General features: G+C 61.5%; 16 protein-coding genes, 1 tRNA gene and 3 pseudogenes. 6 read left to right on the top strand and 14 right to left on the bottom strand.

Features of this window, described 5'->3' with window-relative positions:
- Window position 1: 1 nt before the first annotated feature.
- Window positions 2-898, bottom strand: a complete 897-nt coding sequence (cysD, locus tag E6C48_RS12945; protein ID WP_136357830.1) for a sulfate adenylyltransferase subunit CysD — start codon at window positions 896-898, stop codon at window positions 2-4.
- A gap of 291 nt (window positions 899-1,189) precedes the next feature.
- Window positions 1,190-1,777, bottom strand: a complete 588-nt coding sequence (locus tag E6C48_RS12940; protein ID WP_136357828.1) for a biotin transporter BioY — start codon at window positions 1,775-1,777, stop codon at window positions 1,190-1,192.
- Between the two features lie 116 nt (window positions 1,778-1,893).
- On the opposite strand from E6C48_RS12940, the gene E6C48_RS12935 reads away from it, so the two are divergent.
- Complete coding sequence (locus E6C48_RS12935) at window positions 1,894-2,802, top strand: MBL fold metallo-hydrolase (protein WP_136357826.1); 909 nt, start codon at window positions 1,894-1,896, stop codon at window positions 2,800-2,802.
- A 4-nt stretch (window positions 2,803-2,806) separates the two neighbouring features.
- Here the strand turns inward: E6C48_RS12935 and E6C48_RS12930 are convergent, their stop codons facing one another.
- Both E6C48_RS12930 and E6C48_RS12925 read right to left on the bottom strand, forming a co-directional pair.
- Entirely contained in the window at window positions 2,807-3,598 is a 792-nt protein-coding gene (locus E6C48_RS12930; RefSeq protein ID WP_136357824.1) for a DUF1499 domain-containing protein, read from the bottom strand.
- Between the two features lie 81 nt (window positions 3,599-3,679).
- Window positions 3,680-5,308 (bottom strand): fatty-acid--CoA ligase, encoded by a 1,629-nt coding sequence (locus E6C48_RS12925; RefSeq protein ID WP_136357822.1) that lies wholly within the window; start codon window positions 5,306-5,308, stop codon window positions 3,680-3,682.
- A 160-nt stretch (window positions 5,309-5,468) separates the two neighbouring features.
- Between E6C48_RS12925 and E6C48_RS12920 the strand changes: the two genes are divergently transcribed.
- Both E6C48_RS12920 and E6C48_RS12915 read left to right on the top strand, forming a co-directional pair.
- A complete protein-coding gene (locus E6C48_RS12920; protein ID WP_230978752.1) occupies window positions 5,469-5,855 on the top strand; it encodes a hypothetical protein in 387 nt (128 codons plus the stop codon).
- A 116-nt stretch (window positions 5,856-5,971) separates the two neighbouring features.
- Window positions 5,972-6,376 carry a DUF427 domain-containing protein gene (locus E6C48_RS12915; RefSeq protein WP_136357820.1) on the top strand — a complete coding sequence of 135 codons (405 nt, stop codon included), beginning with the start codon at window positions 5,972-5,974 and terminating at the stop codon, window positions 6,374-6,376.
- 10 nt (window positions 6,377-6,386) lie between these two features.
- Here E6C48_RS12915 and ppdK read toward each other — a convergent pair whose 3' ends face one another.
- Entirely contained in the window at window positions 6,387-9,053 is a 2,667-nt protein-coding gene (ppdK, locus tag E6C48_RS12910) for a pyruvate, phosphate dikinase (protein ID WP_136357818.1), read from the bottom strand.
- Window positions 9,054-9,240: 187 nt separating this feature from the next.
- On the opposite strand from ppdK, the gene E6C48_RS12905 reads away from it, so the two are divergent.
- Together E6C48_RS12905 and E6C48_RS12900 are read left to right on the top strand one after the other, a co-directional pair.
- Window positions 9,241-9,585, top strand: coding sequence for a VOC family protein (locus tag E6C48_RS12905; RefSeq protein ID WP_136357816.1), 345 nt, complete (start codon window positions 9,241-9,243; stop codon window positions 9,583-9,585).
- An 84-nt stretch (window positions 9,586-9,669) separates the two neighbouring features.
- Window positions 9,670-9,744: transfer RNA gene (locus E6C48_RS12900), tRNA-Gln, on the top strand.
- A gap of 121 nt (window positions 9,745-9,865) precedes the next feature.
- On the opposite strand, the gene E6C48_RS12895 is transcribed toward E6C48_RS12900, so the two are convergent.
- From E6C48_RS12895 to E6C48_RS12865, 7 genes are all read right to left on the bottom strand, one after another.
- Window positions 9,866-11,818, bottom strand: a complete 1,953-nt coding sequence (locus E6C48_RS12895; RefSeq protein WP_136357814.1) for a polysaccharide biosynthesis protein — start codon at window positions 11,816-11,818, stop codon at window positions 9,866-9,868.
- A 197-nt stretch (window positions 11,819-12,015) separates the two neighbouring features.
- Window positions 12,016-13,224 carry a DegT/DnrJ/EryC1/StrS family aminotransferase gene (locus E6C48_RS12890; protein WP_136357812.1) on the bottom strand — a complete coding sequence of 403 codons (1,209 nt, stop codon included), beginning with the start codon at window positions 13,222-13,224 and terminating at the stop codon, window positions 12,016-12,018.
- Between the two features lie 11 nt (window positions 13,225-13,235).
- On the bottom strand, window positions 13,236-13,865 hold the full coding sequence (locus E6C48_RS12885; protein ID WP_136357810.1) for an acetyltransferase: 630 nt from the start codon (window positions 13,863-13,865) through the stop codon (window positions 13,236-13,238).
- Window positions 13,862-14,473: a sugar transferase gene (locus E6C48_RS12880; RefSeq protein ID WP_136357808.1), complete on the bottom strand. Its 612-nt coding sequence runs from the start codon at window positions 14,471-14,473 to the stop codon at window positions 13,862-13,864. Before E6C48_RS12880 ends, E6C48_RS12885 begins: the two co-directional genes overlap by 4 nt.
- A 204-nt stretch (window positions 14,474-14,677) precedes the next feature.
- Entirely contained in the window at window positions 14,678-15,811 is a 1,134-nt protein-coding gene (gene wecB / locus E6C48_RS12875; protein WP_136357806.1) for a non-hydrolyzing UDP-N-acetylglucosamine 2-epimerase, read from the bottom strand.
- Window positions 15,808-16,920 (bottom strand): UDP-2-acetamido-2,6-beta-L-arabino-hexul-4-ose reductase, encoded by a 1,113-nt coding sequence (gene wbjC, locus E6C48_RS12870; protein WP_136357804.1) that lies wholly within the window; start codon window positions 16,918-16,920, stop codon window positions 15,808-15,810. Before wbjC ends, wecB begins: the two co-directional genes overlap by 4 nt.
- Before the next feature lie 5 nt (window positions 16,921-16,925).
- Window positions 16,926-17,960: a polysaccharide biosynthesis protein gene (locus E6C48_RS12865; protein WP_136357802.1), complete on the bottom strand. Its 1,035-nt coding sequence runs from the start codon at window positions 17,958-17,960 to the stop codon at window positions 16,926-16,928.
- Window positions 17,961-18,246: 286 nt separating this feature from the next.
- Here E6C48_RS12865 and E6C48_RS23175 point away from each other — a divergent pair.
- Window positions 18,247-18,403 (top strand): annotated as a pseudogene (locus E6C48_RS23175) (transposase); the annotation flags it as partial.
- Between the two features lie 227 nt (window positions 18,404-18,630).
- Here the strand turns inward: E6C48_RS23175 and E6C48_RS23170 are convergent.
- Both E6C48_RS23170 and E6C48_RS12855 read right to left on the bottom strand, forming a co-directional pair.
- A pseudogene (locus E6C48_RS23170) lies at window positions 18,631-18,766 on the bottom strand (transposase domain-containing protein); the annotation flags it as partial.
- A 101-nt stretch (window positions 18,767-18,867) separates the two neighbouring features.
- Window positions 18,868-19,215 (bottom strand): annotated as a pseudogene (locus E6C48_RS12855) (tyrosine-type recombinase/integrase); the annotation flags it as partial.
- Window positions 19,216-19,333 lie beyond the last annotated feature (118 nt).

Below are 19,333 nucleotides of genomic sequence, written 5' to 3'. Positions count from 1 at the left end.
GTCAAAAATACCCTTCGCGCTTCTTTTTTTCCATGGAGCCGGCTTCGTCGCGGTCGATGAGGCGGCCCTGCCGCTCGGAGGTGCGTGCCGTCAGCATCTCGCCGACGATGGCTTCCAGTGTGTCGGCATCGGATTCGATGGCGCCCGTCAGCGGATAGCAGCCGAGCGTACGGAACCGCACCATGCGGTTTTCGACGCGCTCGCCGGGCCTCAGCTTCATGCGCTCGTCGTCCTTCATGATCAGCATGCCGTCGCGCTCGACCACCGGCCGCGGCCTGGCGAAATAGAGCGGTACGATGGGGATGTCTTCCTGCAGGATGTACTGCCAGATATCGAGCTCGGTCCAGTTGGACAGAGGGAAGACGCGGATCGACTCGCCGGCAGAAATGCGTGTGTTGTAGATGTTCCACATTTCAGGCCGCTGGCTCTTCGGGTCCCAGGCGTGGCTCGCATTGCGGAAGGAGAATATGCGTTCCTTGGCGCGCGACTTCTCCTCGTCGCGCCGCGCCCCGCCCAGCGCGGCGTCGAAACCGTATTTGTCGAGCGCCTGGCGAAGCCCTACCGTCTTCATGATGTGGGTGTGGGTGTTCGAACCATGGTCGAACGGATTGATGCCATCCCTCACCCCCTCCTCGTTGATGTGGACGAGCAGGTCGAAGCCGAGCTTCTTCGCCATCTCGTCGCGGAAGGCGATCATCTCGCGGAACTTCCAGGTGGTGTCGACATGCAGGAAGGGAAACGGCGGCTTGGCCGGATAGAAGGCCTTCATCGCCAGATGCATCAGGACGGACGAATCCTTGCCGACGGAATAGAGCATCACCGGCTTGGAGAAGTTCGCCGCAACTTCACGGAAGATGTGGATGGATTCCGCTTCGAGGCGCTGGAGATGGGTCAACATGGCTTTGGCCTGGAAAGCTCGCTAGGCGGGTACAGACTGTGGCGCCTTCGGCACTATGCGTCCGGTCGTGCCCGCGTTCTAGCAGGTCGATATGCCCCCTTACAGAAAGGCGCCCGCAGGATCGATCCGGTTTGCGAACATTATATTTGCCATTCGGCACGAAGACGCAAATTCCTACCATGCGCCCGATACACACACGGCCCGGTCATCGCCGGGCCGCGTGTCGATCTGAAATCGTGTGCCGCTGCTGTCGCGTGCTCCGGCAAGCCGGTACGCCAAGCGGCCTTCAGCCTATTTCCTGATCAGCGACCATACGGCCGGCACGGAAACCGCGGCCAGCGCCAGCTTGACCAGGTCCGGCACGATGAACGGAAGTACGCCGAACTGCCAGGCCTTTTCCGCGCCGATCAGCGTGGCCAGCCAGGCGAAGCCCATGGCCATCATGATGACCTCGGCCGCCATGAATGCGCCGAACAGCTTGAAGAGGTTGCGGTCGAAGCCACGGTCGGCCGCCCAGCCGGCGATGGCCGCCATGACGACGAAGCCGGCGAGATAGCCGCCGGTGGTGCCGAGCATATAGGCGATGCCGATGCCCTTTTCCGGCGTGCTCTGGAAGACCGGCAGGCCCATGGCGCCTTCGGCAAGGTAGAGCAGAAGCGTGGCAACGCCGAGGCGCAGGCCGAAAGCCGAGGCGATCAGCAGAACCGCCAGCGTCTGCAAATTCATGTCCACCGGCCCGAGCACCACCTTGGTCTTGGCCGACAGGGTCAGAAGCAGGGTTCCGCCCAGCGCCAGGCCGAACTGCATGGCGAGGCGCGCCGCCCGATTCTGCGGCAGGGCCAGTGAAACGAGGGGACGCATTGTCGTAGCGAGAGCCATTTGTCTTTCCATTCCCGATTTCAATCCGGCGCCTGACAAGGCGTCGCATTTTCCTATATTGAGTCCGGCGTCCTGCGGCAATCCATTTTGCCTCCCGTCCCCAGCGCGAGCCTGCAATGTCCCTGAAATTCGATGCCAGCTTCGATCCTGCCTACGGTAGCGCCGTCGCGGTGGCGCCCGGCGTGATGCGGCTTACCGCCCGCAATCCGAGCCCGTTCACCTTCCACGGCACCAACAGCTATCTGGTTGGCCAGGATACGCTGGCGGTCATCGATCCAGGTCCCGACGACAACGCCCATCTGCAAGCGCTGCTTCGTGCGATCGACGGGCGGCCGGTCAGCCATATCTTCGTCAGCCATACCCACAAGGATCATTCCCCACTGGCCGCACGGCTCCAGCAGGAAACCGGCGCGACGGTGCTGGCCGAGGGTCCGCACCGGCCGGCCCGCGCCTTGCGGACGGGCGAGGGCATCCGGCTCGACGCCAGCGGCGACCTTGCCTTCCGGCCCGACGCGACGCTGGCGGACGACGCGCTGACATCGGGCGACGGCTGGGCGATCCGCACGGTGCTGACGCCGGGCCACGCCGCCAACCACGCCGCCTTCGCGCTGGAGGGTAGCGGAATCCTTTTCTCGGCCGACCACGTCATGGCCTGGTCGACCAGCATCGTGGCGCCGCCGGACGGCGCGATGGCCGACTACATGCGCTCGCTCGACAAGCTCCTGGCGCGCGACGACCGGCTGATGCTGCCGGGGCACGGCGGCCCCGTCACCAAGCCGCGCGTCTTCATGCGCGGCCTCAAGGCCCACCGGAAGATGCGGGAACAGGCCATACTGGACCGTATCGAGAAAGGCGACCGGACGATCCCCGAGATCGTGGCGGCGATCTACCGCGAAACCGATCCTCGCCTGCACGGCGCCGCCGGCCTTTCCGTGCTCGCCCACCTGGAAGACCTGGTGGCGCGCGGCGCGGTCGAAACGGACGGCGAACCGGCGCTCGGCGGCGTCTTCCTGCCGGTGCGCTGAGCCGTTACTGGGCCGCGTCGGGACCGATCTGGCCGTTGATCTGCTGGTCGAGTTCGGCCAGGAATTCGACGATGCGGGCTGCGTTGTCGCCGAGGTCGTGGCGGCCATAGCGGGAAGCGGAGCGCATATCCACCAGCGTGGCGTCGTCTTCGGAAACCACCCGGATCGCCACATCGGCCGGCAATTCCAGAACGAAACTCGGGGCCACCGCGGCGATGACCAGTTCGCCGCTCGCCTCGTCCGCCGGCGGGATCGGTGCGGCCAGCCGCCAGCCGCGCCGTTGCAGGACGGCCGCCACCGCATCCACCACCGCGTCGAACGGCAAGTCGTAGCGGCGCCCCGCCACCAGCGGATAAGTCTCGTCCTGCAATCGCCGCTCGCCGGGCGTCGGCTCCGTCAGGGCGTTCATGTCCGGCGTCCGCTCCGCCGCCGTCGTCAATAGCAAGGGATCGTCCGTATCCGTCGCTATGTCGCGCAGCGGCGGATACGTCGCGATCCAATAGGCCGCGACGCCATAGGGTGCCAGAACCAGCAAGGCGATCATCGCACCGACCGTCAGGTCGCGGCCGCCGAGATCGCCGTACTGCCACAGCTTCGAGAAGGCGAAGCCGGCGAAGATCAGCGCGACGGCCGCGAGCAGAGCCACGATCGCCAGCACCCACAGATAGGCCAGATGCTCGACAAGGCCGAAATGGTGGCCGACCCACACGCAGATCAGCAGGACGGCTGAGAAGGCCGCAGTCCGTCGTGCCCATCCGGCCGCCCTCGTCGTCCGCCGTTCCGGATATTCGGTCATCTGCTGCGCCGCACCACTCACCCCGCGTCGAAGCCTTATCGGCTTTTGCGACGCGATTGAAGCCGAAAGGCGCGCGATCCTTCAATCCGTAGGCAGGCGATAGTCGCTGAACTGCTTGCGAAGCGCCGTCTTCTGGATCTTGCCGGTGGCGGTGTGCGGAATCTCGGCGACGAAAGTCACGTCGTCCGGCATCCACCACTTCGCGACCTTACCCTCCATGAAATCCAATATATCGTCCCGCGACGGCTTCCGGCCCGGCTTGCGCACGGCCACCAGCAACGGCCGCTCGCCCCATTTGGAATGGGCGACGCCGATGACCGCGGCCTCCGCCACGTCGGGATGGCCAACGGCGAGGTTTTCCAGTTCGATGGTCGAGATCCACTCACCGCCGGACTTGATGACGTCCTTGGCGCGGTCGGTGATCTGCATGTAGCCGTTGGGGTCGATATGGGCGACGTCGCCTGTGTCGAACCAGCCGTCGGCGTCGAACTGCTCGGCGCCGGCGCCGCCATAATAGGCACGCGCGACGGCCGGGCCGCGCACCTTCAGGCGACCGAACGTCTTGCCGTCCCACGGCAGGTGGTTGTCCTCGTCGTCGGTAACAGTCATTTCGACGCCGAACTGCGCGTAGCCTTGCGTCTGCTGGACGTCGAGCCGGGCGCCGCCCTCCAGTCCGGCATATTCGGGCTTGAGCGTGCACAGCGTGCCGAGCGGTGACATTTCCGTCATGCCCCAGGCGTGGACGACCTCGACGCCATAGTCGTCCTGGAATTTCTTCGTGATCATGCGCGGGCAGGCCGAGCCGCCGATGACGACCTTGTTGAGGTAGGGCAGTTTCCTGCCCGTCTCCTCCAGATATTGCAGCAGCATGAGCCACACCGTCGGCACGGCGGCGCTGAACGTCACCTTCTCGGTGTCGAGCAGTTCGTAGATCGAGGCGCCGTCCATCTTGCCGCCCGGCATCACCATCTTGGCGCCGATCATCGGGCAGGCCTGGCCGAGACCCCAGGCGTTGGCGTGGAACATCGGCACCACCGGCAGCACCACGTCGCGCGAGGAAAGACCCATGGCATCGGGCATGGCCGCGATCATGGCGTGCAAGACGTTGGAGCGGTGGCTGTAGAGGACGCCCTTCGGCTCGCCGGTCGTGCCGGAGGTGTAGCACATGCCGGCCGCGGTGCCCTCGTCGAACGTCTTCCAGCGGAAATCGCCGTCCGCCTCGGCCAGCCATTCCTCGTAGGCGACGGCGTTGGCGAGCGTCGTCTGAGGCATGTGCGCACTGTCGGTCAGCACGATGACCTGTCGCAGCGACTTCACCTGCCCGGCAATCTTTTCGACCAGCGGCAGGAAGGTGAGGTCGACGAAGACGGCCTTGTCCTCGGCATGGTTCATGATCCAGACGATCTGTTCGGCAAACAGGCGCGGGTTCAGCGTGTGATAGATCGCGCCGATGCCCATGATGCCGTACCATGCTTCCAGGTGGCGGGCCGTGTTCCAGGCCAGCGTGGCGATGCGGTCGCCGAGCCCATAGCCGTCGCGCTCCAGCCGCTGCGCCACCTTAAGCGCGCGGCTGCGCAACTCGGCATAGGTGGTGCGCACGATCGGCCCTTCCAGCGAGCGCGACACGATCTCGCGCCTGCCGTGCTGGATCGCCGCCTCGTCGATCAGCTTATGGCAAAGCAGCGGCCATTCCTGCATCAGACCGAGCATGTCGTTCCTCCCGTTTTTTCAGGCATTGTGAAGCGAACGCCGACAATGTCCAGCGACCTGTTCGGCCCTTGAACAAAGGTAGAATGCGTCACAATCCGGCCATTGTCGGCGGGAATCGTAATTTCCGGCGGGGTGCCGTTGGCGAATGGATGAGGTTCGCATGGGCGCGCAACTCGAAGACAAGGACATGGAAGACAAGAGCCTCGAAGACGGGGCTTTGGAAGAAAAGCTGGCCGAGAGCCTGGCAGACCTCGTGCCGGAGACTCATACCGTTTCCGAAGGCGAATTCGCCGAGGTCGTCGGCGGAGCGCTGGAAGCCGTCGGCGGCAGGTTGCTGTTCAAGATGCGGCTCGACAGAAACGGCGAGAGCGAGCATGTGGCCGCCGCGTCCATTGGCGACGGCGGCGAGCGCCAGTTCCTCGTGCTCACCCTGCCCGCCAGCGGCGGGGCGCTGAAGGTGGAGGCAGCCTCCAAAAGCGAGAACCCGGTCGCCAGCCTGGCCGCTTCCTATGCCGGACTGATGGATGTCTTCCAGGCGGCCGCATAACGGCCCTTCCAAAGGTCTGCACCGAGGCAAACATGGGTCAAACGGTCCGGCGAAGCCGCGATGTTGCGGAACATGCCGGCTCGGCGCACGTTATGCGGCAAAGATGGAGACGCCGCATGGACAATCCTTCACCGGGTTTTAAGAGCAATCCTTCGCACCACATTCCGGTCGACCCGTTCGATGGCGTGGTGACCGTGCGTTTTTCAAGTGCGGTCATCGCTTCCTCGAAGAACGCCAAGGTCCTGAAGGAGGCCGGGCACGCCGACGTGCTCTATATCCCTTTCGAAGACATCTACTTCGACTTCCTTCGCCGCAGCGAGACTTCGACGCACTGCCCCTACAAGGGAGATGCGAGCTATTGGAGCGTGATCGCGGCAGGAGAAGCGCGCCCGGATATCATGTGGGCCTACGAGCATCCCTACGACGAGATGCTCGCCATTCGCGGCCACGGCGCCTTCTACCCCGAAAAGGTGTCGATCGAGGCGACGGCCGCAGCCGCGACGGACAGGCCGATACCCTGAACCCGGCCGGTCAGTTCTTGCCGCGCACCGCCGCCTGCGCGGCGGCCAGCTTGGCGATGGGCACACGGAAGGGCGAACAGGACACGTAGTCCAGACCGACCTCCTCGCAGAAGCGGATCGAGGCCGGGTCGCCGCCATGCTCGCCGCAGATGCCGAGCTTTATTCCCGGCCGGGCCGCCCTGCCCTTTTCCGCCGCCAAGCGCACCAGTTCACCGACGCCTTCGATATCGAGGGAAACGAACGGGTCCTGCTCGATGATGCCCTTGTGCCTGTACGTTTCCAGGAAAGAGGCGGCATCGTCGCGCGAAATGCCGAAGGTGGTCTGGGTGAGGTCGTTGGTGCCGAACGAAAAGAACTCGGCCGTCTCGGCAATGACGTTGGCGCGGATCGCGGCGCGCGGCAGCTCGATCATCGTGCCGACGAGATAGTCGATGTGGACGCCGGTCTCTTCCATCACCGCCTTCGCGGCCTGGTCGATGCGGGCCTTCACGTAGTCAAGTTCCTTGACCAGACCGACCAGCGGCACCATCACTTCCGGCACCACCAGTTGCCCTGCCTTGCGGCCGGCCTCGACGGCGGCCTCGAAGATGGCGCGCGCCTGCATCTCGGCGATCTCCGGATAAGAGACGGCGAGGCGGCAGCCGCGATGACCCAGCATCGGGTTGAACTCGTGCAGCGCCTCAGTGCGCTGGCGCAGCTTGTCGGCCGAGACGTTCATGGCCGCGGCGACCTCGGCGATTTCCTCCTCGGTCTTCGGCAGGAACTCATGCAGCGGCGGGTCGAGCAGGCGGATCGTCACCGGCAGGCCTGCCATGATCTCGAACAGTTCGAGGAAGTCGGCGCGCTGCATGGGCAGCAGCTTGGCAAGCGCGGCACGCCTGTCCTTTTCCGTATCGGCCAAAATCATCTCGCGCATGGCGACGATACGCTGGCCGTCGAAGAACATATGCTCTGTACGGCACAGGCCGATGCCTTCCGCGCCGAAGGAGCGGGCCATGCGCGCGTCCGCAGGCGTTTCGGCATTGGTGCGCACCTTCATGCGCCGGGCAGCATCCGCCCATTCCATGATGGCGGCGAAATCACCCGAAAGCTCGGGTTGCAGCATCGGCACCGCGCCCTTCAGCACCTGGCCGTTGCCGCCGTCGATGGTGATGACGTCACCTTTCTTCAAGGCGGTCCCCATCGCCATCAGCGTGCCTGTGCGATGATCGACACGCAGCGAGCCGGCGCCTGAGACGCAAGGCTTGCCCATGCCGCGCGCCACCACCGCAGCATGGCTGGTCATGCCGCCGCGCGTGGTCAGGATGCCCTCCGCCGCGTGCATGCCGTGGATATCTTCCGGGCTCGTCTCGACGCGCACCAGGATGACCTTGCGCCCGACCGCCTTGGCCTCCTCGGCCTCGTCGGAGGAAAAGACGATCTCGCCGGTGGCCGCCCCCGGCGAGGCCGGCAGGCCGATGCCCAGCACGTCACGCTTGGCCTTCGGGTCGATGGTGGGATGCAGGAGTTGGTCCAGCGAGGCCGGATCGATGCGCGCCACCGCCTCCGCACGGGTGACCAGGCCCTCGTTCGCCATATCCACCGCGATCTTCAGCGCCGCCTTGGCCGTGCGCTTGCCCGACCGCGTCTGCAGCATCCACAATTTGCCGCGCTCGATGGTGAACTCCAGATCCTGCATGTCGCGGTAGTGCTTTTCCAGCCTCGACGATATGTCGACGAAGTTCTGGAAGGCATCCGGCATTAGCTTCTGCAAGGAAGGCTTGTCGGAGCCGGCGGCGATACGAGCGGCCTCGGTGATGTTCTGCGGCGTGCGGATGCCGGCCACCACGTCCTCTCCCTGCGCGTTGACCAGGAATTCGCCATAGAGCGACTTTTCGCCGGTCGAAGGGTTGCGGGTGAAGGCAACGCCGGTAGCCGAGGTTTCGCCCATGTTGCCGAACACCATGGCCTGCACGTTGACGGCCGTGCCCCAGCTCTCGGGAATGTCGTGCAGCCGGCGATAGGTGATGGCGCGCGCATTCATCCAGCTCGAAAAGACCGCGCCGATGGCACCCCAGAGCTGTTCCTGCGGGTCCTGCGGAAACGGCTTGCCCAGTTCCTCCTCGATCCGCGCCTTGTAGAGGGCGATCACCTCCTGCCATTCCAGCGCGGTCAGATCGGTATCGAGCTCGTGACCGAGGCTCGCCTTGCGATCCTCGAGGATCTCCTCGAATACCTCGTGATCGAGACCGAGCACGACATTGCAATACATCTGGATGAAGCGCCGGTAGCTGTCATAGGCGAAGCGCTCGTCGCCGGAATCTGCGGCCAGCGCCCCGACCGTCTCGTCATTGAGGCCGAGATTGAGCACCGTGTCCATCATGCCCGGCATCGACGCGCGGGCACCGGAGCGGACTGAGACCAGCAGCAGCTTACCAGGATCGCCGAAGCGGCGGCCGGTAAGCCTGCCGACATGGTTCAGGGCTTCCTCGACCTCGCCTTCGAGAGCCGCGGGATAGGAACGGCCGTTGGCATAATACCAGTTGCAGGCTTCGGTGGTGACGGTGAAGCCGGGCGGCACCGGCAGGCCCAGACTGCACATCTCGGCAAGGTTGGCTCCCTTGCCGCCGAGCAGGTTGCGGTCGCTCGCGCGCCCTTCGGCCGCGCCGTCGCCGAAGGTGTAGACCCACTTGGTCATGTTCGCTCCCTAGCCTTCCAGGTTGGCGGACATCCTGTGCGGACGTTCGTCGGGAGCGATAGAATGCTGCGGTGCGAAAGGCAAGAAGTGCGGCGGCGTACAATCGATTAAGAAAAAATCTTGCCCCTGCTCTTGCCCGGTCGGGATACAAGATATAGAACATAAAGGGAACAAAAAGGACGGTGCCATGAAACAGACAGGCAAGCTCGACTATCTGGAATTGCCGGCGGCGCACGGCAGGCTCGACAGCGTCAAGGCGTTCTACAGTGCCGCTTTTTCATGGTCCTTCACCGACTACGGGCCGACCTATTCGGCCTTCGACGAAGGGCTGGAGGGCGGCTTCCAGGCCGATGCGGCAGAGGTGGCGGCAAAGCCGCTGCCGATCCTCTATTCGGAAAAGCTGGAGGAAACGCTGCTTGCCGTCACAAACGCCGGCGGAACGATCGTCAAACCGATCTTTTCCTTTCCCGGCGGCCGGCGTTTCCACTTCCTCGATCCCGCCGGCAACGAACTGGCCGTGTGGGGAGATTAGGCACTTTGGCGATCGTAGGTGATTGTGCTTTTTGACGGCTCTGCCTATAAGGCCGCTCACATTCGATCCGACGTGATCGAACGTTGGGGCGTCGCCAAGTGGTAAGGCATCGGTTTTTGGTACCGACATTCCCAGGTTCGAATCCTGGCGCCCCAGCCACTTTCCGGAAAGCCATCAAGAGCAGCCTCATTTGCTCCCCGTTCAGGACGGCTTGATCGTTTGGCGTGAATCTACTTGGCGGGCTTTGTAGCGCAGGCATTGGCGGCCCTGCTGCCGCAGCTCAGAACGAGCCCGCCCTCCGGTCCAGAAACGGCTCGTCTTCCGGTTGACGCCAGCTATTCGCGGCGGTCGGCGCCGTTTCGCCGTTCCAGTTGAAGCCGGCAACCGTGCGCATCAGCACGCCAGCAAGCATGGCAACGTCCTGTCTCTCGACGCAGTGGCGTATGGTCTCGATCTCCCCGGCAAGCTGCTCAGGCGGGACAAAACTCTCACGCGCCATCATGATGTGCGAATTCGACGTGCGTTGCGGATCGTTGCCGATAAGAAGTTCCTCATAGAGCTTCTCACCCGGCCTCAGGCCAACGATCTTGATTTCGATATCGCCATAGGGATTGGCGGGCGTGCGCTCGACATGACCGGACAGGCGGATCATCTTGCGCGCAAGATCGATGATCTTGACCGGGTCGCCCATGTCCAGCACGAAGACCTCCCCGCCCTGCGCCATTTGCGACGACTGGAGGACGAGGCCGACAGCCTCCGGGATGGTCATGAAATAGCGGATGACCTCGGGATCGGTGACGGTCAACGGACCGCCCGATGCGATCTGGCGCCGGAAAAGCGGAACCACCGAGCCGCTGCTGCCCAGCACGTTGCCGAAGCGCACCATGGAGAAAACGGTCTTCTGTCCTGGTTTCGCCGCCAGCCCCTGGACGATCTGCTCGGCCAGACGCTTGCTTGCGCCCATGAAATTCGTCGGGCGGACGGCCTTGTCGGTGGAAATCAGGGTGAAGCGCTCGACGCCTGCCGCTTCCGCCTGGTTCGCCACGATTGCCGTACCGAGTATGTTGTTCGTCGCCGCCTCAATCGGGTTGGATTCGACCAGCGGCACATGCTTGTATGCGGCGGCATGATAGACGAGCTGCGGCTTGTGCCCCTCCATCACCATCCTGACCCGGATTTCGTCGCGGATGGAGCCCAAGCATGAGACGATCTCGGTCGGCACCTTCAGTTGCGGCGCCAGCCGGCGCAATTCGTCATCGATCATGTAGAGGCTGAACTCGTTGTGATCGAACAAGACCAGCTCGGCCGGCCCCAGTGAAAGGATCTGTCGGCTCAGTTCGCTGCCGATCGAACCGCCGGCACCGGTAACCAGCACCGTCTTGCCAGCTATCCTGGACCTGTCCAGAGGCGTGACGATCGGCGCCCGTTCCAAAAGGTCGATAATCTGCAACTCCTGGATCTCGTCGATCCGCGCGGTACCGCGCGCCAGATCGAGGATGCCGGGAATCGTCCGCACACGAACCTGGAGCGCTGCCAGCGAATCGACGATCTGGCGCCGCCGCTCGATACCGGCGCTCGGGACGGCGATCAGAATATCGCTGATGCCGAAGCGGGCGACGACTTCGGCGGCATGCCTGGGATCGATGACCGGACGCCCGTGCAGACGCCAGTTATGCTTTGCCGGATCGTCGTCAAGAAACCCCCTGACCCGATATTCGGGAGTCATGGCCAGGGCCTCGCAAGCCTGCGCGCCCGCCTGGCCGGCACCATAGATCAGCACGTTCTTGACCGTCGCCACCCCCGGCACGGCCCGAATGAGCAATTGCGAGGCGACCACGCGGCTACCAAATACAAGCGTAAAGAACAGGATAGGCTGAAGAATGCCGATCGAACGGGGCACGCCGGGAAATTTGGCGATGAAAAGAATAAGGCTCAACAGGATACCGTACAAGAAGACGGCGCTGGCAACGGCAGCAAGGCTCGAAGCGCCCGAATAACGAAAAATCGCCCGATACAGACCCAGCCTGACAAAAAAAGGAATGAAAAGGAAAGCAGCTAGGCCGTAAGGGACCCATTCAAAATTGCGAGGCGCGTGATCCACATCCAGCCTGAGCGAAAAAGCCAGCCACATCGCCACCAATGACATCACTACATCGGCAAACAGGGCGAAAAGCTGCTTCTGTCGCCGCGGCAGACCGATCAGTTTGACGCTAATATCCAGTATGGGTGCCATAGATTGGCCTTCTACAGGCGCGCATTGGATGACGGAAGCCGAAAAAGAAGAAAGGGCACCGATACTCTCATGAGCACTCTCCGCAAAAACTATCTTGATCAGATCTTTTCCGGATTGGCCGACCTTACAAGCAACCCCGCGATGGCATGAATCGAAAACGGATCGGATTCGTACGTCGCTAGCCTTGCGAAGGAAGATCAGACCGCGGCCCTGCGCAAGACGTCTGACACCACCGCTGCCGTCTTGGCGATTTCCTCGCTCCGCAACGTCGGGTGCACCAGGAACATCAGGCTCGTCTCGCCAAGCGCGCGCGCGATCGGCAAGGGTTCGGCAGGGCGCCATCCGGTGCCGTCGAACGCCTTCTCAAGATAGACCTCTGAACAGGATCCCTGATAGCAGGGAACGCCGGCACCGTTGACCTCGCTTACGATACGGTCTCGGGTCCATCCGGCTGCAAGATTCTCCGGACGGACAAAGGCATAGAACTTGTAGAAGGCGTGGCGGGAGCCGTCATTCCTGCCGGCAATGTCCTGGTGCAAGGCCGGTACGCGCACAGGGCCATCCGCTCCGGCGAGGCGCTCCAAGGCCTCCCGGATCCCCATCGCATTCCGGGTCCGTGCCTGCGTCCATTCGCTCATGCGCCGCAACTGGATGCGCCCGATCGCAGCCTGCATCTCCAGCATGCGCCAGTTGGTGCCGAAGCTTTCGTGCAGCCAGCGGAAACCGGGCGGGTGCGCACGCTCGTAGACAGCCTCCCAGCTTTTGCCGTGATCCTTGAAGGACCACATGCGTGACCACACTTCGGGATCGTCCGTCGTCACCATGCCGCCCTCGCCGCCGGTGGTGACGATCTTATCCTGGCAGAACGACCATGCGCCGACATGCCCGATCGAACCGACGGACCGGCCTTTGTAGCGGGCGCCATGAGCTTGGGCGCAGTCCTCGATAATCTTCAAGCCGCGAGCGGCGGCGAGATCCATGATCGGGTCCATGTCACAGGGCCAGCCGGCCAGATGTACCGGGATGACGGCTCTGGTGCGCGGGGTCAACACTGCGGCAATGGTGTCGGCTGTGATGTTGCCACTGTCACTATCGACATCGGCGAAGACCGGAACGGCTCCTGCGTTCACCACGCACGAAACCGATGCGAGGAAGGTACGCGGCGTGACCACCACCTCGTCGCCCGGCCCGATGCCCAAGCCATGCAAAGCAAGATCGAGCGCCAGCGTGCCGTTGCCGAGCGCGATGGCATGGCGCGATCCGGTCCACTCCGCAAATTCGCGTTCGAATTTGCGGCATTCCTCGCCGGTCCAATAGTTGACCCGGTTGGATCGCATGACACCTGCAACGGCCTCCACTTCCTCTTCGGAAAAGGCGGGCCAGGGTGAAAAGGGCGTATTGAGCATAAGCAGAGGTCCTATCTGGCGTTCTTAAGCACACGGGCAGGAACACCGACATAAGTTAGACCATCAGCAAGGTCCGACACGACAGCAGCTCCTACGCCGACCATCACCTTTTCGCCGATCCTAGTTCCCTGGCGAACCGAGCAGCCGGTTCCAAGCCATGTCCGTTGACCAACGACAACGCTTCCAGACAGTGTCGCCCCAGGGGCAATGTGGCTGCCAACGCCTATCTCACAATCATGGTCGATGCGTGCGCCGGTATTGACGATCACCGCATCCCCTATCCGCGCGTCGGTGTTGATAATCGCACCGGCCGCAACGAATACTCCATTGCCGATGAGCGCGCCACGGCTGACGACGGCCGACGGATGAACGATGCTGGGCGTCTCAAACCCTAGCTGCCGTATGTCGTGGAACAGCCTCAGGCGCAGATCGCCGTTTCCCACTGCAGCAATCGCTGCCGGCCAGTCAGGCGCGAAGTCCGCCGTCGCAGCGAATGGCCCGAGCACCTTGAGACCACGAGGTTGATGCGCCGATCCTACATCGTCGAGAAAGGCAACCTCGTCATAGCCACATTCGAATGCGGCATCGGCAACCACGCGACCATGTCCACCACAACCGAGGACAAGCAGCGACCGTTTCACCGGGCGCGCCCGTTGCCGTTTCGGGTGCCTGAAAAGCGCGGCATGGTCGCCTCGCCCTCGGCCGATATGCCGGAACGCTTCAGCACACGGACAACCGTGAGCGCGACGATCTTCAAATCCAGGAAAAACGACCGGTTGTCGACGTACCAGACATCAAGCGCGAACTTGTCGTCCCACGACAGCGCATTGCGACCGTTGACCTGCGCCCAGCCAGTTAGACCGGGGCGCACCTCATGCCGGCGGGCCTGTTCGGGAGAATAGAGCGGCAGATATTCCATCAGCAACGGGCGGGGGCCAACAAGACTCATATCGCCTTTCAACACATTCCACAGCTCAGGCAATTCGTCCAAACTGGTGGAACGCAGGAAGCCCCCGAACCCCGTCAGCCGCTCGGCATCCGGCAGCAAATTGCCATCGGCGCCGCGGCCGTCCGTCATCGTACGGAACTTCAGCATCCCGAATGGCACAGCATTTTTTCCAGGACGCGTTTGACGAAACAGAACAGGGCTGCCGAGCCGCCAGCGCACGAGTAAGGCAATCATCGCAATGAACGGTGAAAGAATGATACCGGCAAGGCCGGATACAATAATATCAAACGCCCGTTTCATACTGGATTCGAACCGTCGAGTGCGGATGCAAGTCGAGAGGCAAACGTCTCATGTCATAGTTTTAATCAAGGTATCGGCGGATAACTGCCTCATTGTCCCTGCGGCTCAAGTTATCCCCCTGTTGGCCGCCCATGATGCGAGTGGCGACCGACGTGGTCTTTCTCCATCGATGTAGAGGGCCGCCGCCGCTGGAATCCACACACATTATTTGTAGTCACGCCATACGACGCGCTTCACGTAATCCGTATAGCTGTGAATAATCCTCAAGACCTTGTCCGAAACATTCGGCATGCTGTAGTCGGTGACCAGTCTTAGACCTCGCAACTCACCACGCGGCTGGGAGGGCAGGATGGAAAGCGCTTGGCGCACACGCTCCACCTCCAGCCCGACCATCATGACGGAGGCCTCCTCCATTCCCTCTGGCCGCTCATGCGCTTCGCGGAGATTAAGCGCAGGAAAATTCAAGATGGACGATTCTTCATTGATCGTACCGCTGTCAGACAGGACCGCACGGGCAGAAAGTTGCAGCTTAACATAGTCGTGAAAGCCGAGCGGCTTCAAGAGCCGTACATTATCATGAAATTTCGCACCAACCGCTTCGACGCGCTTCATCGTGCGCGGATGCGTCGAAACGATAATAGGCAAGCCATGGTCCTCGGCGACCGCGTTCAGAACCGCTACCAACTTCGCGAAACTGCGCGGCGCATCGATATTTTCCTCGCGGTGTGCGCTAACCACGAAATAGCCGAATTCGGCGAGCCCAAGACGCCCTACCACATCGGACGCGTCGATACGCCCCCGATAGTGGGTGAGAACCTCGAACATTGGGCTCCCGGTCTTGATCACCATGTCGGGCGGGAGGCCTTCGCGTAACAGATACTCGCGCGCGATCGAGCTATAGGTCAAATTGATATCGGCCGTGTGGTCGACGATCCTGCGGTTAGTCTCCTCTGGCACTCGCTGGTCGAAGCAGCGATTACCGGCTTCCATGTGGAAAATCGGAATCTTGCGCCGCTTGGCCGGGATCACCGAGAGGCAGGAATTGGTGTCGCCCAGAACCAGCACGGCGTCCGGCTTCTCTACCTCGAGCACCCTGTCTACTGTGATAATGATGTTGCCTATAGTTTCGGCCGCGGTTCCGGCAGCGCCTGAAAGGAAATGATCCGGCTTGCGCACGCCGAGGTCGTCGAAAAACACCTGATTGAGTTCGTAGTCATAATTCTGGCCGGTATGGACCAGAACGTGCTCACAATGCTCGTCGAGCCGCGCCATTACACGTGAGAGGCGGATAATCTCCGGCCGCGTGCCGACGACGGTGAGGACTTTCAACTTCTTCAAGGCTTCACCTTCATGCCAATCGTATCGGGCCTCGTCCGGTCGAATATCTCGTTCGCCCACAACATAACGATCAGTTCGTCGTCGCCGATATTGGTGATGTTGTGCGCCCACCCCGGAACCGTCTCCACGATGCAGGCCTCCCCGCCTCTGGTCATCAGTTCGAAGGCTTCACCAGTATTGATATTGCGGAACCCGAAATGCGCGGTCCCCCGGATGACGAGGAACTTTTCCGTCTTGGTATGATGGTAGTGCTCGCCCCGCGTGATGCCGGGGTGCGCAGTGAAATACGAAAATTGGCCACTGTCCCCAGTCTTAAGCATCTCAACGAACTCGCCGCGCGGATCGGAGTGGACTGGCACCGAATAGGCGAAATCTTCAACCGGCAGGTAGGTGAGATACGTTGCATGCAGGGCGCGAAGTAGGCCGCAGCCGACGCGTGGCGTGATCATCGTCTTGCGGCTGGCTGAAAAGGACGCGACCATATCGGCTACTTTGCCAACGGTCGTCTCGTAGACGGGCGCTACCTCAACAAAGCCACTGACGACAGAAGCGGCCGCTAGTGTGTCGACGAGGGCGGCAATCACATCGTCCACATAAACAAGCTTCAGCGGAGCTGCCGGGTCACTGACCTTGATCGGCAGGCCGCGCGCGATGTTATGGCAAAAAGTGGCAACGGCGGAGTTGTAGTTCGGCCGCGACCATTTTCCGAAGACATTGGTCAGGCGGAAGATATGGATCGGCGCGCCCGTTTCACGGCCGTAAGCCAGTAGGGCATCTTCGGCCGCGAGTTTGCTTGCGCCGTAAGGATTTTGGAGCGTCGCCTGCGTCGAAGACGTGTAGGCGACCGGCACCGGCCGTCCAAGTGTGCGCAGCGCATCGCAGAGTTCGTTGGTAAAGCCGACATTGCCGGTGGCAAACTCCGTCACTGCCTTCGGGCGGTTCGTGCCAGCCAGATGAAAAACAAAATCGGCGCTTTCGAGCGCAGCGGCAAGACCTTCACTTGTGGTCGCCCTGGTAACGGGCACCACATCGGCATAGCCAAGCTCGGTAAACCTGACCATCAGGTTTCGGCCGATAAATCCGTTCGCGCCGGTAACGACGATCCGCATACGGCTCAATCCTCCAATGCGGCATATTCGCCCTTTATGATTCGGCGTATGAAGTCGAGCTTGAGCAGTAATTCCTTCATACCCTCGACATCGAGCCTGCGAGTGTTGTGAGAATGATATTCCTCGCTGGCACTGATCTTAGGCTCTCCCTGTTCGACGAATTTCGTGTAATTTAGATTGCGCCCGTCCGGACGGATACGATAATAATCCCCAAGATCCTCAGCGCCTGCCATCTCTTCGCGGCTAAGAAGAGCCTCATAAAGCTTTTCGCCGTGCCGCGTGCCGATTTCGCGGACAGGATGGTCCGGTTTGTTCATCAGTTCGACGATTGCCCGTATCAGCGTGGCAATCGTCGCTGCGGGTGCCTTCTGGACGAAAATATCGCCGTTGCCGCCATGCTGGAATGCATAAAGAACCAATTCCACAGCGTCGTCGAGCGTCATCATGAAGCGCGTCATCGCGGGATCGGTGACGGTGATGGGCTGGCCGTTCAAAATTTGATCGACAAACAGCGGAATAACCGAGCCGCGCGAAGCCATGACATTGCCGTAGCGCGTTCCGCAAATCACGGTGCCCATGCCTTCGAGATTGCGCGATACTGCAACCATCACCTTTTCCATTATCGCCTTGGACATACCCATAGCGTTGATCGGGTAGACTGCCTTGTCGGTCGACAGGCAGATGACACGCTTAACGCCGGCAGCTATTGCTGCGTCCAGCACGTTCTCGGTACCGAGAACGTTTGTGCGGACAGCTTCCATAGGATAGAACTCGCATGAGGGCACCTGTTTCAGCGCTGCCGCGTGGAAACAGAAATCGACTCCGCGCATCGCCCCTGCGACACCCAACCGGTCGCGCACGTCACCGAGATAGAAGCGCAACTTTGGATGACGGTACCGCTTGCGCATATCATCCTGCTTTTTCTCGTCGCGGCTGAATACCCTGATCTCACCAACGTCGGTATTGAGGAAGCGGCGCAGCACCGCATTGCCAAATGAGCCGGTACCACCGGTTAGAAGTACGACTTTATCTTCAAACATATTATCTCGATGAGATTCGGAGGCTCGAAAGGCACCGCACCAGCCAAGCTAGGGCTAGTGCAGGTGATCTTCCTTCTGCACTGATTGGCGGGGCGGATCAAGACCGGGCAGCAAATTCTCTTGGACACTTTTTTGATCTTTGGCTAAGGAGTTCGCCCATAGTCCCATTCTGAGCGCGGCAAGTTTTAGCGGTCGGCAGAAGTGTTTATCGGGGTGTAAGGCTAGGCTCGGGACCTAATAATTCTATTTGAGGCATGATTCAAAGTCTCCGGATATGGAGGCTTTGATGGGTGATTTGTTTTTGCTGAGCGAGCATCAGATGGCGCGGCTGTCGCCACATTTTCCGCTAGCGCATGGCGTGCCGTGGGTCGATGACCGCCGTGTCGTCGGCGGCATCGTCTATGCCATTCGCAACGGCTTGCAATGGAAGGACGCGCCGAAGGACTGGTCCACATTAGACGCGGTACAATCGTTTTATCCGCTAGAGTCGGCTCGGTGTGTTCGACCGCATATTCGCAAGCCTTTCGCGGAAAGATCAAAGCCTGAGTGCATCATGATCGATTCCACGCATCTGAAGGCGCATCGAACAGCTGCGAGCCTGGTAAAAAAAAACCCGAACCCGGTTGTCTCGTGACCGATATTTGTTTCGCCCGTGGGTCGTAGCCTCGTCCTATGCAGCGATGGCCTTCGATGATAGACGTTTCCAATTCCATGTAGGAGTTCGCTCAGTCGGCATTGCGGCCGAGGATGCGGCCAAGCACATCGGCGAGCCAGGCCTGGGGATCGACGTGATCGAGCTTCGCGGTTTATGCCGGACGGCGAACTATGCCGAGCATCATGCGCAGGCAGCCCCGATCCCAATGTAATCGTCGACCAACGACGGCTGACACTCGGCATAGTTTGGGCCTCAAAGAGCATTCAGGAATTCAAGCAGACGGTCATTGAGCCGAAATCGTTTTGCCCTTTCCCGTTCGTACGGCTTGAGCTTGGCCAGGGCGGCTTCCTTGAGTTCGAGGTGAGCATGGAGATAGGTCTGGGTCGTCTCGATCGAATCATGGCCCAGCCAAAGTGCTATCACCGAGCAATCGACGCCAGCTTGCAGCAATTCCATGGCGGCGGTGTGCCTGAGAACATGCGGCGAGATCCGCTTCGATCGCAGCGAAGCGCAGCCACCGCGTGCTTGTGCCACATATTTTTTCAGCAGCGACTGGACACCGTCGGTGCTGAGCTGACCGCCATGCATGTTCGGGAACAGCCACCGCAACCAGCCCGAACAAGCAGTGATAAGTCCAGCGGCGTAAGGCATTCGCCGGCGGCAGCGCCAGTGCCGCGGCTAACAGAGCCTCGATCTCGGTGTCATTGTAGATATAGGG

Origin of the sequence: Ollibium composti (assembly GCF_004801285.1) — a bacterium.
GTDB classification, from domain to species: Bacteria; Pseudomonadota; Alphaproteobacteria; order Rhizobiales; family Rhizobiaceae; genus Mesorhizobium; species Mesorhizobium composti.
The sequence above is the reverse complement of the archived record's forward strand: the minus strand, read 5'-3'. Positions and strand labels throughout refer to the sequence as shown.